The organism is Bacillus sp. AFS029637 (assembly GCF_002584985.1).
In the GTDB taxonomy this organism is placed as follows: domain Bacteria; phylum Bacillota; class Bacilli; order Bacillales; family Bacillaceae_G; genus Bacillus_A.
Genome location: NZ_NUPZ01000015.1, coordinates 37,919 through 53,189, shown reverse-complemented (window position 1 = coordinate 53,189; position 15,271 = coordinate 37,919). Strand labels below are relative to the sequence as shown.

Annotated in this window: 17 protein-coding genes; 11 read left to right on the top strand and 6 right to left on the bottom strand. The window is 36.9% G+C overall.

Annotated features, from left to right (window positions below):
- Positions 1-6: 6 nt before the first annotated feature.
- From brnQ2 to COE49_RS06295, 4 genes are all read right to left on the bottom strand, one after another.
- On the bottom strand, positions 7-1,323 hold the full coding sequence (gene brnQ2 / locus COE49_RS06310) for a branched-chain amino acid transport system II carrier protein BrnQ2 (RefSeq protein ID WP_098840761.1): 1,317 nt from the start codon (positions 1,321-1,323) through the stop codon (positions 7-9).
- Positions 1,324-1,541: 218 nt separating this feature from the next.
- Positions 1,542-2,111, bottom strand: a complete 570-nt coding sequence (gene cotJC, locus COE49_RS06305) for a spore coat protein CotJC (RefSeq protein ID WP_002170510.1) — start codon at positions 2,109-2,111, stop codon at positions 1,542-1,544.
- Positions 2,112-2,123: 12 nt separating this feature from the next.
- Positions 2,124-2,387: a spore coat protein CotJB gene (locus COE49_RS06300; protein ID WP_136699588.1), complete on the bottom strand. Its 264-nt coding sequence runs from the start codon at positions 2,385-2,387 to the stop codon at positions 2,124-2,126.
- Positions 2,388-2,395: 8 nt separating this feature from the next.
- A complete protein-coding gene (locus COE49_RS06295) occupies positions 2,396-2,611 on the bottom strand; it encodes a spore coat associated protein CotJA (RefSeq protein ID WP_088232408.1) in 216 nt (71 codons plus the stop codon).
- Positions 2,612-2,719: 108 nt separating this feature from the next.
- Here COE49_RS06295 and COE49_RS06290 point away from each other — a divergent pair, with 108 nt between their 5' ends.
- From COE49_RS06290 to COE49_RS06270, 5 genes are all read left to right on the top strand, one after another.
- The gene (locus tag COE49_RS06290) at positions 2,720-3,094 is read left to right on the top strand and encodes a VOC family protein (protein ID WP_088232409.1); all 375 of its coding nucleotides are present in this window, start codon (positions 2,720-2,722) and stop codon (positions 3,092-3,094) included.
- 275 nt (positions 3,095-3,369) lie between these two features.
- Entirely contained in the window at positions 3,370-3,651 is a 282-nt protein-coding gene (locus tag COE49_RS06285) for a YkvA family protein (RefSeq protein WP_088232410.1), read from the top strand.
- A 10-nt stretch (positions 3,652-3,661) separates the two neighbouring features.
- On the top strand, positions 3,662-4,267 hold the full coding sequence (locus COE49_RS06280) for a DedA family protein (protein WP_088232411.1): 606 nt from the start codon (positions 3,662-3,664) through the stop codon (positions 4,265-4,267).
- Between the two features lie 109 nt (positions 4,268-4,376).
- On the top strand, positions 4,377-4,754 hold the full coding sequence (locus tag COE49_RS06275; protein ID WP_088232412.1) for a DUF3992 domain-containing protein: 378 nt from the start codon (positions 4,377-4,379) through the stop codon (positions 4,752-4,754).
- Between the two features lie 15 nt (positions 4,755-4,769).
- Positions 4,770-5,123, top strand: a complete 354-nt coding sequence (locus COE49_RS06270; RefSeq protein ID WP_088232413.1) for a DUF3992 domain-containing protein — start codon at positions 4,770-4,772, stop codon at positions 5,121-5,123.
- Positions 5,124-5,234: 111 nt separating this feature from the next.
- Here the strand turns inward: COE49_RS06270 and COE49_RS06265 are convergent, their stop codons facing one another.
- On the bottom strand, positions 5,235-5,702 hold the full coding sequence (locus tag COE49_RS06265) for an S-Ena type endospore appendage (protein ID WP_088232414.1): 468 nt from the start codon (positions 5,700-5,702) through the stop codon (positions 5,235-5,237).
- 317 nt (positions 5,703-6,019) lie between these two features.
- Here COE49_RS06265 and COE49_RS06260 point away from each other — a divergent pair, with 317 nt between their 5' ends.
- Together COE49_RS06260 and COE49_RS06255 are read left to right on the top strand one after the other, a co-directional pair.
- Positions 6,020-8,479 carry a LamG-like jellyroll fold domain-containing protein gene (locus COE49_RS06260; protein WP_141552127.1) on the top strand — a complete coding sequence of 820 codons (2,460 nt, stop codon included), beginning with the start codon at positions 6,020-6,022 and terminating at the stop codon, positions 8,477-8,479.
- 80 nt (positions 8,480-8,559) lie between these two features.
- Positions 8,560-8,763 (top strand): hypothetical protein, encoded by a 204-nt coding sequence (locus COE49_RS06255; protein WP_088232485.1) that lies wholly within the window; start codon positions 8,560-8,562, stop codon positions 8,761-8,763.
- A 153-nt stretch (positions 8,764-8,916) separates the two neighbouring features.
- Here the strand turns inward: COE49_RS06255 and bcaP are convergent, their stop codons facing one another.
- Positions 8,917-10,320: a branched-chain amino acid transporter BcaP gene (gene bcaP, locus COE49_RS06250; protein WP_098252352.1), complete on the bottom strand. Its 1,404-nt coding sequence runs from the start codon at positions 10,318-10,320 to the stop codon at positions 8,917-8,919.
- 278 nt (positions 10,321-10,598) lie between these two features.
- Between bcaP and COE49_RS06245 the strand changes: the two genes are divergently transcribed.
- From COE49_RS06245 to COE49_RS06230, 4 genes are all read left to right on the top strand, one after another.
- A complete protein-coding gene (locus tag COE49_RS06245) occupies positions 10,599-11,726 on the top strand; it encodes a cation:proton antiporter (protein WP_141524740.1) in 1,128 nt (375 codons plus the stop codon).
- Between the two features lie 149 nt (positions 11,727-11,875).
- Positions 11,876-12,739, top strand: a complete 864-nt coding sequence (locus COE49_RS06240) for a MurR/RpiR family transcriptional regulator (protein ID WP_098357043.1) — start codon at positions 11,876-11,878, stop codon at positions 12,737-12,739.
- Positions 12,740-12,979: 240 nt separating this feature from the next.
- Positions 12,980-13,864, top strand: a complete 885-nt coding sequence (gene murQ, locus COE49_RS06235) for an N-acetylmuramic acid 6-phosphate etherase (RefSeq protein ID WP_098252349.1) — start codon at positions 12,980-12,982, stop codon at positions 13,862-13,864.
- Positions 13,865-13,888: 24 nt separating this feature from the next.
- Complete coding sequence (locus COE49_RS06230) at positions 13,889-15,253, top strand: PTS transporter subunit EIIC (protein ID WP_097904028.1); 1,365 nt, start codon at positions 13,889-13,891, stop codon at positions 15,251-15,253.
- Positions 15,254-15,271 lie beyond the last annotated feature (18 nt).

The following is a 15,271-nucleotide window of genomic DNA, read 5'->3' as shown; positions in this document are numbered from 1 at the left end:
TTTTCTTTATTTTGCAGAAACTTCACCTTCAGCTTCTGTTTGCGGAATACAGTATCCGATTAGACCACCGATTATTGCTGGAACGATCCAACCGATTCCTAAGTTGTAAAACGGAATTGTGTGTACGATATTAGCAATAAATCCTGGTATCATTCCCACATTATCAAGTGCATGAACACAGCTAACAATAAATGCTGCAATCATCGCTCCGATGTAGACAGAAGGTTTACGTTTCGTATATTTATCAATAAAGGATACGAAAATTAAAATGATTGTAATTGGATACAAAATGATTAATACAGGTAATGTAATTTTTATTAGTAAGCTTAATCCTAAGTTTGAAATAACAAAGCTAAATAAACAAGCATATAAAACAAGTTTTTTGTACGATACATTTGTTAGGACTGTTGCGAAATAGTTTGCGAATGCACTTACAACGCCCATTGCTGTCGTTAAGCAAGCGAAGATAATAGCGATGCTTAATAAAACATTCCCGCTTGTCCCAAAGAATTGGTACATAATGACCGCTAATAGTTGACCACCATTTTCGAATTGTCCTAAGTTTCCATTTGAAGCGCCGATATAACCGAGTAAGAAATAAACAATTGTTAAGAATAGAGCAGCAATGCTTCCGCAAATAATTGTATATTTTGCAATGGACTTTTTATCTTGTATACCGTTTTGACGAATTGCATTTACAACAATCGTTGATAATACAAGTGCTCCAATTGCATCTAATGTTAAAAATCCTTCAAGAAATCCTTTGAAAAATGGAATTTCTTTATAGTCACCGATAGGCTCAGTGAATGATCCTGGTGAAAGAATCGCTTTTGTTGCCATAATTGCAATAATTCCGAGTAAAATTGGCGTTAAGATTTTACCGATATGATCTACTAATTTGGATGGGTTTAATGATAAGAAGTAGACGACTGTAAAGAAAATCGCACTAAAGATTAACATAGAATACCATTGATCAGGGAAAAGTGGTGCAATCCCAATTTCATAAGATACAGATCCAGTTCGTGGAATAACAAATAGTGGGCCGATAGAAAGATAAATGATGATAGCGAATACTGCTGCGAATTTTGGATGAACACGGCTCGCTAAAGTGTTGAAACTACCACCGGCAAGAGCAACAGCGACGATAGCCAGTAAAGATAAACCGACGTCTGTAATAATAAAGCCTGTAATGGAAACCCACATGTTTTCTCCAGAAGAAAGTCCAAGGAGTGGTGGGAAAATCATATTACCAGCACCGAAGAAAACTGCGAATAGTAATAAACTAATCGAAAGTATTTGCGCTGGTTTTAAAGTTGTACGCATATAAAGAAAATCCTCCTAATGAGTGTTTTTGTCGAAAATTCAAATAATTTGTCGAGTAACTGTTACTATTTTAAAGGTCTGATGACTAGAAAGCAATAGGGAATTTTGAAAATATTAAAAAATAATGCATTAAATCGAATAAATATACTATTTATATGTTTAATAGGAAGGATTTAACTGTAAACGCAAAAAAAACACATATCGCTAGGATACGTGTGTTAAAAATAAATTTTTCGATCGCGTTCTTCTTTTAAAATTTCCACTGCTTCCCGGAAACGTTGTGAATGGACAATTTCTCGTTCGCGTAAAAATCGCAAGCTATCATTTATGTCGGGATCGTCAGATAAATCAATGAGCCATTGATAAGTTGCTCGTGCTTTTTCTTCAGCGGCAATATCTTCATATAAATCGGCGATAGGGTCTCCTTTTGCTTGAATATAAGTAGCAGTAAAGGGAACACCGCCGGCATTATGATAAAACAAAGCACTATCGTGATTAGCGTACTGTGCGTCTAATCCAGCAGCTTTCATTTGCTCTGGTGTTGCATCTTTTGTTAACTTATAAATCATTGTCGCGATCATTTCCAAATGTGCGAATTCTTCTGTGCCAATGTCGGTTAGTAAGCCGACGACTTTGTCAGGAATTGTATAACGTTGATTTAAGTAACGAAGAGCAGCAGCTAATTCACCGTCCGCACCGCCATATTGTTCAACTAATAATTTGGCGAGTGCGGGATTACAGGTACTTACTTTAACAGGGTATTGTAATTTTTTTTCATAAATCCACATATTTTCTCTCCTTTATATTTGCCATGGCCAAGGTCCTTTGCTCCATTCCCATGGAGCGTTAGAATAACTATTTCCAAACTGCTGAAGTGGCCCGTATTTTTCTTCAATTTTTTGCTGTAATACTCTTCGTTTATAGGAGAAATCATTGAATTGATTTATAGCCGCAGTATCATCGGGATGCGTATCTAAATAGAGGGTAAGTTCCACTAATACGAAGTCTAGCTCTTGTAGTTCTTCAATCCATTTGTAATATTCATCCGGCAATGTTTGTGTCACGTTTTTATTCACCGTCCTTTTTTGTAAGGATTTTCATAAAAATCATAAAAAGCGGGCCATAGAGTTCCTTTTCTTAAAGCTTCTTTTGGTGGGAATTGTGGTAAGTTAGGTGGTTGAAAGCCTATAAATAGGTGTGGGGGAGTTGAGTAATATTTTTTTCCAATTGGAGGGCAAGGATCGTTTGGTCCATGAAAAGGTATGTAGGATTTCATGTATTTATCCATGTTACACTCCTCCTTTATTAATGAAATATTGATCACTATGTATTGTATTCGTACATAATTGTAAATTATGACTCATATAGAAAACTAATAGAGACAGGAGGAGTGCGGATGGAAAGGATTACAACAAGTGTTGTATTAGAATCTAAAAACTTAAAGGAAACATTATATTTTTATGAAGGGATTCTAGGTTTTAAACCGAGTAAGGAGAGACCACAATTACGTGTAACAGGTGTTTGGTATGATATTGGTTCAACGAGAATTTGTTTTGTTGTAAACAGGGGACTGGGAGAGTATAGAGAGACTGTCACATCATCAGTGAAGGAACTATTTTTAAAAACTACAAATATCGAGCGGATAAAGAAAAAATTGGCATTTTATCGTATATCATTTGTGGAGGAATACGATGGTGAAGAAGTAAGAATAACCTTCTATGATCCCGATCGTTTAAAGCTCCAAATTGTTTCGAAAAAGAATGGGGAATAGAGTCTTCTATCATGTAATGGTATGAATACAAATAAAAAAATATTGACAAGCCTAAGTAAATATTTTAATGTGATTGTATAAAATTGTGTATATAAAGGGGAGTAACTTATTACAGTAAAGTCGTCATTACAGGGAGAAACCCTCGGCTTTATTGGCAACGTTTCGTTGTTAGTGAGACCTTTACCAGCAATGGTGAAGGCCCCTTTCTGTCTTTTTTAGGACCCTTACCATATTTGGTAGGGTCCTTTTTGTATACAAAGAGAGGAGATATAAAAATGAAAAAACTTATAAGTAGATTAAGAGTTGTATTTCATGTTCGCAAGTTTGTTCCATTCCTATTTGACTTTTTTACTTCAAAAGAGGTTTCAATAAAGAAGAAAATTTTATCTATCGCTTTTTTAGTTGGGTATGTTGCGATGCCACTCGATTTCATTCCAGACTTCTTACCATTTATCGGTATTCTAGATGACATTGGAATCGTGTTATTCATTTTGAACCGAATTGTAAAAATGGCACCAGTGCAATTACAAGAGAAGCATAATATGAATATAGGATAGGAGTTAAAGTATGGAGCAAATTATTTTAGATATAATCGAGTTTTTAAAGCAGTTTTCTTATTTTGGAGTTGTATTAGCATTAACGTTTGAATTTATTCCAGCAGAAGTAGTTTTGCCCATGGTTGGGTATTGGGTATACGAGGGTGATATGAATTTTTGGCTAGCTGTATTAGCTGGAACACTAGGTGGAACGACAGGACCATTAACGTTATATGCACTCGGTTATTACGGTGGTCGTCCTCTATTAATAAAATACGGGAAATACTTCTTTATTAAAGAAGAACAAATTCAAAAAGCAGATGATTTCTTTGAGAAATATGGGCCAGTTGTAGCATTCGTTGGACGTTTTGTACCGGGAGTTCGAACGCTTATTTCCGTTCCGTGTGGTATGGCGAAAATGAACATATGGAAATTTATCATATATACATTTGTTGCAATGTTCCCGTTAACGACTTTATATGTCTATTTTGGAATGAAATTAGGTCCGCATTGGGCAAAAGCGGCGGATGTTGTTGGAGAGTATATGCTACCAATATTAGGGGGCGTTCTTCTTATTGTGGCTAGTATCTTTATCTATAAATTTATGAAAAAAAGAAACAAAACGGAATCTATCTAGTTAGTAGTAATGAAGTTTGCATATTTTTTGAAAATGGATGAATAGTACAGGCAAAAGACTCTGAAGGACATACACATATAAGGAATAAAAAAGAAAGAAGGGAAAGACTATGTCTTGTGAGTGCTCAGGAACAGTTTTAACGTGTTGTTCGGATGATAGTAATAATTTTGTCCAAGATAAAGTTTGTAATCCGTGGTCTAGTGCTGCTGCTAGTACGTTTACTGTGTATACAAATAATGTGAACCAAAATATTGTTGGAACAGGTTATTTAACTTACGATGTAGGTCCAGGCGTTAGCCCTGCAAACCAAATTACAGTAGCAGTACTAGGTCCTGGCGGAGGAACTATTCAAACATTCACCGTTTCTGAAGGAACAAGTATTTCGTTTACGTTCCGCCGTTTTGATATTATTCAAATTACGACACCAGCTCCGATAGGAACGTATCAAGGAGAATTTTGTATTACGACAAGATATTTAATTTCATAGAGAGGGGAAAATGAAATGGGGAATTGTAGTACTAATCTTTCATGTTGTGCAAATTCACAAAAAACAATTGTGCAAGATAAAGTGTGCATTGACTGGACTGCGTCGGCAACAGCAGAAGTTATTTATGCAGATAATATTTCTCAAGATATTTACGCATCTGGGTATTTAAAAGTAACGACTGGAACAGGACCTGTTACGATTGTGTTTTATAGTGGCGGGATAGCGGGGACTCCGGTGGAAACAATTGTTGTTGCATCTGGAAGTAGCGCATCCTTTACAGTTCGTCGTTTTGATACGGTTACAATTCTTGGAACGGCAGCGGCAGAAACAGGAGAGTTTTGTATGACGATTCGTTATACTTTATCATAGAATATTGCAATATTTCGATAAAAACCGTGCAAACTATGTATTCGTTTGCACGGTTTTTTGTGGACCTTTAGCCTTTTTCAAAGGTAATAGTTGTTTGTAAACAGAATATACTTATAGGCAATCACGCTTTGATTTACAATAAGTGAGTTGAAAACAGTAGCGACCCTCGATATAAGTAGATGGATCAGTTGGAATATCGATTATAGAAACAGATTGTAAGTTTGATCCTGTGTATGAAATGGTATTACCAGGTAGAACAGTGAAAGTACTAGAATTATTACTTACTATTTGTACAGTTAAAGCATCTGTACTGTTTTTGCTGTTGTATACAGAGATAGTTCCAGATGCTGAAATACTTCCATCATCTTTCCAAATAGTTAATGTTGGATAAATTTGTTTTGATTGTCTTTGAGCAACAGAAATAAAATCATTTGAAATGAAAATATTACCTGCAAATTCATTTGTAATGAGTTCAGCATCGCATTGTTCAGGCGGGGGGATAGGAGGAGGACAGGGACAAATGGGTTGACAAATGATAGATAAAGGAGCAAAGCATCCGATGTTTTTATGGGGTTTCAATAGAATCCCTCCTTTTTCATGAGATTGTTTACTATTATTAAATGTAACAACACGGAAGATGTTGTTAATAAATGGACAAAAAAATAAAAAATTTAAATAGTTTACTAGGCAGAGAAAACGGTATGATTTGTCGGTATCGAGAAGTAATCGGTGTCTATTAGACAAAGAGGGTCTGTTTCATATAAATGTGGAATTTCATATGAAATTGACTGTATGTTTACAAAAGTGAAATAAATTTTATTTTTAATTTAAACGAAATTAATATACGTTCAGTACAATAATCATTGTAATTAATTCATTATATGAGGAGGATTCACGTGGACAGAACTGTTTTACGAAAAGTAAAAGGCCTTATTGGATTATTAATGGTTTTTGTATTAGCGTTTGTATCAATTCCGTGGAGTACATCAGTCAAAGCGGAAGAGAAAAAGCAAGAAAAGGCAGCGAGTGAGAAGAAGTTAGTTTTTCCGGTTGTAAGTGATGTGCATATTAAAAACAGTGGAACAGATGATACGTTTCGCTGGAAAAGGGCGATTGAACAGTTCAATACACTAGCACCGAAGCAGGATGCATTTGTTATTGTAGGTGATTTCACGGATACAGGATCAGTGCAGCAATATGATCGTTTCATGCAAGTGTATAATGAAAATGCAAATAAAGATGCCGTGCGAATGAATTCTCTTGGTAATCATGATTACTGGAACGGTTTATCTGCAGAAGGCGCGCAGAAGCGTTTCTTAGAAAAGACAGGAATGGAATCGATTTACTACCATAAAGTGGTAAAAGACTATCATTTCCTTGTTATGTCGCCAGAAGATGGGACAACGCATGGGTATTATTCAGACAAGCAAATTAATTGGTTAAAAGAAGAGATGGCGAAAGCGCAAAAAGATGATCCAGAAAAACCGATTTTCGTATTTTTACATCAACATATTAAAGATACAGTATACGGTAGTCAAGAGTGGGGAACAAAAGATAGTGCGAAAATTAATGAGGTATTAAAAGAATATCCGCAAGTGATTACATTCTCAGGTCATTCACATTATCCGTTAGATGATCCGAGATCGATTCATCAAAAAGACTTTACATCAGTTGGTACATCTTCAGTAAGTTATATGGAAGTTGAAGGCGGTAAAGTACAAGGAAATATCCCGCCAGGAGCTAGTACATTAAGCCAAGGTTTATTAGTAGAAGTAGATGATGAAGAAGTAACGATTAATCGCCGTGATTTCCATACAAATTCTTGGACAGGCGAGCCTTGGAAAATTAAATTGCCAGCAAAGAAAGACACATTTACACATGTAGAAGATCGTGATAAAGAAAAGCCATACTTTGCTAAGGATGCAAAGCTTGCTGTATCAAATGTAACAGAAAATGCGGCAACAGTAACATTCCCGCAAGCGTTGGATAATTTGCTTGTTCATTCTTATCGCGTACAAGCAAAGGATAAACAAACAGGCGAGATTAAAAACAAATTATTAGCATTCTCAGAGTTTTACCGTGACCCAGTGCCAAAAGATCTTACGTTTACGCTTGCAGGGTTAGATGGCGGGAAAGCATATCTACTTGAAGTCGTTGCAATTGATTCATTTGGCAATGAAAGTGTGCAGCCGTTAACGGCAGAAATTACTACGAAAAAAGATGATATTGACCCGAATGTAAAAGTGCCACAGGCTGATGTTTTCGATGTGAATTTCTTAGATGGTACATTTAAAGATAATTCACCATTTGGTACAAAGGGTGATGTGAAAGGGAATGTATCGATTGCATATGATAAAGCTTTAAAAACAAATGTAATGAAATTGAATGGACAAGCTAATACATTTGGGTATCTTCCATTTTCAGCGACGCAAAAAGAAAAAGTAGCAAATTCGTTTACGTTAGAAACTGTATTTTCAATGAATGAAATTCGTGGGCAAGGTATTTTGCAAAATACAGAGGGCGGCGGAATTGGTTTTGAATCTACAGGCGATGGAAATGTAGAATTATGGGCTCATATTGGTGGTAGTTATAAACGTGTTGGAACGAAATTAGAAGCTAATAAAACGTATCACTTAACAGGAACGTATAATGGAAGTGAAGTAGCAATTTACGTAGATGGTAAAAAAGTAAATAGTCTACCAGCTCAAGGGAAAGTGTATCATCCGAACGTACCATTTGCATTTGGAGCTGATCCTGATAGCAATGGAAATGGTGGTATTCCGTTAAATGGACAAATTGCGTTAGCGAAATTATATAGTAAAGCATTAAGTTCCTCAGAAGTATTAGCAGCGTACAATCAGTTTTCTAATCGTACGAAGTTAGAGCAAGTAAATGCGTTATTTGAAGAGCTTGGAAAAGTAAAAGAAGTGTTAGCTGGTACGTATGAATTTGGTGATAAGCCAGGTCAATATTCAAAAGAGGCATTTCAAGAATTAGAGAAAAGCTATAATAATGCAAAGCAAGTGTTTGAAAATGTAGCAAGTGCTGGGGAACAATTTGTTCAAACGTATAATGAATTAAAAACTGCACATCAAACATTTGTACAATCTAAAGTAGTAGAACAACCGAAAACACCGAAAGAAAAATTACAAGCGAACATTGAATCTGCCAAAGCTGTCGTAAAGAAAGCACAAGATGCGAATGTAACGGATGGTGCAGTGAAATCATTGCAGCAAAAAATTACAGTTGCAGAGGCTGTATTAAAAGATGCGAAAGTAAAAGATGCACAGGTAGAAATGATGAATCGTACATTAGAGCATGCGATTTCACTCGTTGAAAAAAGTATCAACAAGTAAGGTATAAGAAAAAGAAGCTTATCATGATAGGCTTCTTTTTTGTTATACTAAAAGGAGCATAGAAAAAGGGAGCGAATAATTTGGAACAGAAAAAGCTAAAAAGAATTCTTGAATATGTATGGATCGCGGTTGTGCTCCTTGTAGGATATTATTTCTTAGAAGATAAAAGTATTTGGATTCTATTTTTAATGACGTTCTTATTAGCGGGTTTAGGCACGTTATTTATTAACTTTTTCTTTGATAGTGTGAATGCATGGAAGAAGAAAAAGAAGGGAACGAAGTAAAGGAGATATGTATGCAAAAGTGGAACTCGTGTATGACCGAAATAGGCATTTTGAAGTGTTCCACACCAATAGGAAATTGGGCATATGTTTCATTTTACAATCGTTAACGAAAAGCATAAGAATAGCTCGCCAGTTTATAGGCGAGCTATTTTGTTATGCTTTTTTCTTTTCATCATTTGTTTTTTCAGTAGCTAGATGACTATGTTTTCTAGAGTAGAAGAAATAGAAGCATAAGCCGGCTATAAGCCAAGCTATAAAGCTAATCCATGTCGTTTTAGACAAATTAATCATTAAATATAAACAACAAAGAATCGCAACAATTGGTAATACAGGTACGAAAGGTGTACGGAATCCTCGTTTTAAGTCAGGATGTGTTTTTCGTAAAATAAGGACAGCGCAGCAAACGAACGTGAATGCTGTTAACGTACCGATGTTTACTAAGTTTGCTAGTAAGTGTAAGTCTAAAAATCCTGACAATAAAGCGGCAACAACGCCAGTGATCCACGTATTTAATAAAGGGATTTTTACTCTTTTATTTACACGCGCTAATGCTTTTGGAAGTAAACCATCACGGCTCATCGCATACGAAACGCGAACTTGTCCATACATAACGACTAAAAGAACGGTTGTCATTCCCGTCATGGCTCCAACAGCGAGCAGTCCTGCAATTGTATCTTCACCAACGAAATGCAGTGCAAATGCAACTGGATCAGAAACATCTAATTGTGTATAAGGAACCATGCCTGTTAAAACGAAAGATACGATCATGTATAAAACAGTACAAATAAGAAGGGAACCGATAATGCCAATTGGTAAATCACGCTGTGGTTTTTTCGTTTCTTCTGCAGCAGTTGCGATTGCATCAAAACCTAAAAAGGCAAAGAATACAGTGGCCGCTCCAGTAATAATACCGTCGTATCCGAACGGAATGAACGGCGTCCAGTTTTCAGGTTTTACATATTTTGCACCTGCTACGATAAAGGCGATAATAACAGCTAATTTTATAAGAACCATAATATTATTAATGCGTGCGCTTTCGCGTATACCAAAACTTAATAGGCCCGTAATGAGTAGTAAAATACAAACAGCTGGTAAATCAATCAGCCCACCTTTTCCGACGCCAGGGGCCGAAGCAATAATGGCGGGAAGGTGTATGTTAAACCCTTGAAGTAATGATTGCAAATAACCAGACCATCCAACAGCTACCGCTGCGACGGCAAGTAAATACTCGAGCATTAAACACCAACCAACGATGAAGGCGACGATTTCTCCGACTGTCATATATGCGTAAGTATACACACTTCCTGAGACAGGTATAGAAGAAGCGAATTCAGCATAACAAAAGGCTACGCAAGCACAAGTAAATGCAGCAATGAGGAATGATAGCATAATACCAGGACCAGAATGTTTTGCTGCAACAATCCCTGTTAATACGAAGATCCCTGTTCCAATTACGGCGCCAATTCCTAAAAAGGTTAAATCGAGTGCCGTTAATGTCCGATCTAGTTGCCGTGGTGATTCGGTACTAAGTGCTTTTTTTCGCAATAATGACTTCACTTTGGACTCTCCCCCCGTTTTTTCATTTCCATAACTGCGACTATAGTATGAGCCCACTAGAAAAGAGTATGTAAGGAAATGGAGGTGCAGTTATGGTATGTAGTTTTTTAAAATTGCTGGATTAATTTTATTATAATTCAGAATATTTTGTCAAATAAAAATATGACAAATAAAATGCGGATGAATAGGGGAAACTACTTGCAGAAATGGACGGGGGTTACCAATCTACTTCGGATGAAGAAAACCCCCTGATTAAAGTTAAAGTAGGAGCAGATGTTATGTTATTTTATTTTGAACTTGTCGTCATTTTACTTTGTACGAAAGTAGCTGGTGATATTAGCGTAAGACTCGGCCAGCCTTCTGTACTTGGTAAATTAATTGTTGGTATTATTATCGGTCCGGCTGTGCTTGGTATTATTAATAGTTCTGAATTGATCGATGAACTGAGTGAGATTGGTGTTTTGTTACTCATGTTTATGGCTGGCCTTGAAACAGATTTAGAAGAGTTAAATCGGAATTTAAAATCATCATTTGCAGTAGCGGCTGGTGGAATTATTTTTCCTTTCATCGGTGGTTATGTAACAGGATTGCTGTTTGGATTAATGCAATCCCATGCAATTTTTTTAGGTTTATTACTTTGCGCAACGTCAGTTAGTATTACGGTACAAACGTTACGTGATTTAGGAAAAATGAATACGAGAGAAAGTACGACCATTTTAGGTGCTGCTGTATTTGATGATGTCATTGTCGTTATTTTATTAGCGTTTGTTATGAGTTTTTTAGGAACGCAAGATGTGAATATAACGCTTGTTATCGTAAAGAAACTTATTTTCTTTGTCAGTATTGTTTTTATCGCATGGAAAGTTGTTCCGTGGATTATGAAAATGCTTGTCCCACTTCGTGTATCGGAAGCGTTAATTAGTGCGGCACTTATCATTTGTTTCTCTTTTTCGTATTATAGTGAGATGATGGGGATTGCAGGTATTATTGGAGCGTTTGCAGCAGGGATTGCCATTTCGCAAACAGAGTATAAGCATGAAGTAGAACATAAAATTGAACCAATTGCTTATGCGATATTTGTGCCGGTGTTCTTCGTAAGTATCGGAATGGAAATTACATTTCAAGGTATTGGAAGTCAACTTTGGTTCATTATCATCATGACGCTTATTGCGATTTTCACAAAGTTAATCGGATCAGGTTTAGGAGCAAGATTAACAGGATTCAACCTTCAATCTTCTATTAGTATCGGTGCAGGGATGGTGTCGCGCGGGGAAGTAGCGCTTATCATCGCTGCAAATGGACTTACGGCGAATTTATTAGCGAAAGAAAATTTCACAGCGATTGTTATTGTTGTTATATTAACGACAATTATTACGCCGCCGCTTTTGAAGAAATATTTCGTATAGAGAGGAAGGGCTTATCTGATGCAGGTAAGCTCTTTTGTATTGCAAAAAGCAATGGTTATGTGGCATGGAGGGTTTGTAAGTATGGTAAAATCTATGTATGTGATGACAAGGAGAGGGAAGAGTGAAGATTACGAAGTGGAGGTTAAATAGTGAAAGCTTCAACATTACTATTTAAAATTGAAAGTAATATGGATCAATTTTCACCAGCTGAAAAGAAGATTGCCATGTACATAATGGAGAATGCAGAGATTGTCCCGAACTTAACGACGAAAGAAGTGTCAATGAATGCAGGCGCAAGTGAAGCGAGTGTTGTTCGCTTTTGTAAGTCAATTGGGATTGGGAGCTTTAAAGCATTTAAGATAGCGCTCGTTCGTGAATTAACGATTGCTGATTATAATATTAATGATTTTTCAGTGATGAATACAGAAGATGGACCGTACGATTTGTTTAATAAAGTTACGTATGTGAATAAAGCTGCAATTGAGGCGAGCGTTACGGCTATAGATAAGAAGGAGCTGGAGAAAGCAGCGGATCTTATTGCCAATGCGGATAAAATTATATTTTACGGAGTAGGTGGATCAGCTACTCCGGCGATGGATGGGGCTTATAAATTTACAAGGCTCGGATTTACAGCGATGATGCTATCTGATTTTCATATGATGTTGCCACTCGTGACGAATTTAAAAGAGGGCGATATATTTGTTGCGATTTCAACATCTGGTCGAACGAAAGATGTGCTTGAAATGGCGCAATATGCGAAGAGGCAAGGTGCAACGGTTATCGGAATTACGAAGCTTGATCAATCATCACCTTTATATAAAGAGGCAGACATTCGTCTTTGTATGCCAGATGTAGAGCAAGATCATCGCATCGCGAGTATTGCTTCCAGAATGACACAGCTGAATATGATTGATGCTTTATATGTGATTACTTTTAATCGTATTGGTAATAAAGTGCTGGATCAATTTATGGAGACGAGAGAAGAAGCGCTGCGGTTACGGAAGTTAAAATAAAAAGATGGGGAAACCCATCTTTTTTGCATACTGACATAAAGTGAAACTTTAATAAGTGGGGATTTTGTTCATCCCCCACTTATTATTAGTTGAACCAATCGGACTTTTACTGCCAGTTAAAGTGGGATAAATTCGTCATGAAAAGAAATTAAATTTCATAAAATAATAAAGTAATATTGATTTTAAATTTCTTGAAGTTATAATGAAAGTATGAAATTAAATTTCAGAGAAGGTGACAACATGTTAGAAAATTTATCTACAGAACATCGCAACGAGAAGACGATGAATTTAGATGAGATGAGCATAAAAGAAGTTCTACAAAGTATGAATGAAGAAGATCGAACTGTTGCGTTAGCAGTTGAAAAAGAGATAGAACAGATTGAAAAAGTTGTCCAAATTGTTATTAAATCCTTTGAAGAAGAGGGTCGATTAATTTACATTGGGGCTGGTACGAGTGGTCGTTTAGGCATTTTGGACGCGGTGGAATGCCCGCCTACATTTGGTACAGATGACACAATGGTGCAAGGATTTATAGCAGGTGGATTGAAAGCGTTTACTAAAGCGGTGGAAGGTGCTGAAGACCGCGAAGAGTTAGCAGAAGAAGATTTAAAAAGTATTGGATTAAATGAGAAAGATACTGTAATTGGCATTGCAGCAAGTGGTCGAACTCCTTATGTAATTGGCGGCTTGAAATACGCGGGTAGCGTGGGAGCGAGTACAGCTAGTATTTCTTGTAATAAACATGCTGAAATAAGTAAATATGCAAAATTAAATGTGGAAGTAGAAACAGGTGCAGAAATTTTAACAGGATCAACGCGCTTAAAAGCTGGTACAGCACAAAAATTAGTGCTGAATATGATTTCAACAGCTTCCATGATTGGTGTTGGGAAAGTATATAAAAACTTAATGGTAGATGTTCAATCTACAAATGAAAAGTTAGTAGAACGATCAAAACGAATTATTATGGAAGCAACAGGCATTAGTTATGAAGTAGCAGCAGAGTATTATGAAAAAGCAGAACGTAACGTGAAAGCTGCGATTGTTATGGTGCTATTGCAGTGTGAGCATGGGGAAGCACTGGAGAAATTAAAATGCACGAAAGGGTTTGTGAAGAAGGCATTATAAAATAATAGGGAGGGGGGTTCTATTATGAAGAAAGAAGAGAGAATGGCCAAAGAAATTTCGGAGCAACTTGGGGGAATAAAAAATATTCGTGGCATTGCTCATTGTATGACGAGGCTACGATTAACGCTTCATGATGAAAGTAAAGTGAATATGGACCTTTTGAAAAAGGTTGAAGGGGTTATGGGGGTCATTGAAGATGAGACGCTCCAAGTTGTCGTTGGTCCAGGGACAGTAAATAAAGTAGCAGCTGAAATGGAAGGTTTAACGGGACTGCGAATTGGTGAGGTGGCAGATCATCATCTTGAGGATATTGGGCAAGAGATGAAGTCAGAGATTAAGAAGAAAAATAATACACCAGTGAAAAACTTTTTACGAAAAATAGGAAGTATTTTCATTCCGTTAATTCCCGGTCTTGTTGCGTCAGGAATTATAAACGGGGTTGCTAACTTCGCGAAAAACGCAGGTGCTGATCCGAATGCTACGTGGCTGCAAATGTTACTACTTATTGGCGGAGGTATCTTTACATTCCTAGGAATTTTAGTCGGCTGGAATACAGCGAAGGAATTCGGCGGGACACCGGTTCTTGGGGCAATTGCTGGTATTTTAATTTTCAACCCGGCAATGGCGAACGTAAAGTTATTCGGTGAAGCGCTCGTACCCGGACGGGGCGGATTGTTTGCAGTTATTTTTGCAGCGTGGCTTATGGTTGTAGTGGAAAGACAAGTTCGAAAAGCTGTGCCAAATGCAGTTGATATTATTGTGACACCACTCATTACTGTATTAGTGGTAAGTATCGTAACGATGTTAGCAATTCAGCCAGTTGCAGGTTTCTTATCTGAAGGAATTACAAGCGGAATTAATGCTATTTTAAATATTGGTGGAGCGTTTGCTGGAGCAGTGCTGGCCGGAACATTTTTACCTCTCGTTATGGTCGGACTACATCACGGTTTAACACCAATTCATATGGAATTTATTAATCAAACGCAAGTAACGCCTTTATTACCGGTACTCGCAATGGCTGGCGCTGGGCAAGTAGGAGCAGCGATTGCGATTTATGTAAAAACAAAAAATAAACGACTTCGTAACGTAATTAAAGGTGCATTGCCAGTTGGATTTTTAGGAATTGGCGAACCGTTATTATACGGGGTTACATTACCACTTGGGAAACCGTTTCTTACTGCTTGTTTAGGCGCAGCAGTTGGCGGTGCATTCCAAGCAGTTATGCACACAGCCGCACTCGGAATTGGCGTATCAGGATTATCTTTAATTCCGTTAATTGCTGATAATAAATATTTATTATATTTCCTTGGATTAGTAGTGGCATATACTTTCGGATTCATCTTTACGTACTTCTTCGGATTCAAAGAAGAAATGGCAGAAAATATATAGAAAAAGAGAAAGGGATTT